Raw genomic sequence first — 1,008 nt, forward strand, 5'->3', positions numbered from 1 at the left:
TGATTTATATCGAAGTACTGGCAGTAGTGGTGATTTGGTTAAGCTTCTGGTCACTTATTCCTCGTGATGAGTGGTGGTTTCGAGGTGCAGATTTTCCAAGATTACAAATTCTGTTTATTGGCTTAATTGCTTTAATTGGTATGTTGTTTTGGCCGACCGAATGGGACGTATGGCGTGAGCTTTTGCTTGCGGTACTCATCGCAGCGATTGCCTACCAACTTAAAATGGTTTTACCATATACGCTGTTTTGGAAAAAACAGGTTAAAAAGGTCAAACAGCATCAGCTAGATCCTAAAAAACAGATTTCACTGATAGTTTCTAATGTGCTCACCCCGAATGATAAATATCATTTATTACTTGAGCATGTACGGACGTTAAAACCTGATTTATTGCTTACTTTAGAGAGCGATACAACTTGGGAAAATGCTTTAAAAGAGATCGAGAAAGATTATCCATACCGTGTGCCCGTACCTTTAGATAATTTATACGGGATGCATTTATATAGCCGGTTACCGCTTAAAAATACTGAGGTTAAATTCATTTTAAGTAATGAAATACCTTCTATTCATACCACGGTAATTTTGCGATCTGGTATGCCTGTTCAGCTCTACAGTTTACATCCTAAGCCACCTAGCCCAACTGAAGCAAAAGATTCAACACTGCGTGACGCTGAGCTTTTAATTGTCGGAGACCAAATTAAAGATCTTGATGAAAGTTGTATTGTGATGGGGGATTTAAACGACGTAGCGTGGTCACGAACAACCCGTTTATTTCAACGTATTAGTGGGCTACTCGATCCACGAGTGGGGCGACATTTTATTAATACTTTTCATGCGGACTATCCTTTATTGCGCTGGTCACTTGACCATATCTTTCATAGTACAGACTTCGGTTTAGTAAAAATGCAGCGTTTATCTCATATTGGATCAGACCATTTTCCTGTCTATGTCGTTTTACAAACAGGTCGAATATTTGAAGAGATTCACGAGGAATTAGAACAAACTCAAG

General features: G+C 38.9%; 1 protein-coding gene. It reads left to right on the top strand.

Going from position 1 to position 1,008, the window contains the following annotated elements:
- Window positions 1–2: 2 nt before the first annotated feature.
- Window positions 3–1,008 (top strand): endonuclease/exonuclease/phosphatase family protein (locus VXQ92_RS21560; protein ID WP_416683124.1); only part of this gene is annotated, 1,006 nt, incomplete at its 3' end.

The organism is Acinetobacter sp. 228, from assembly GCF_048147885.1.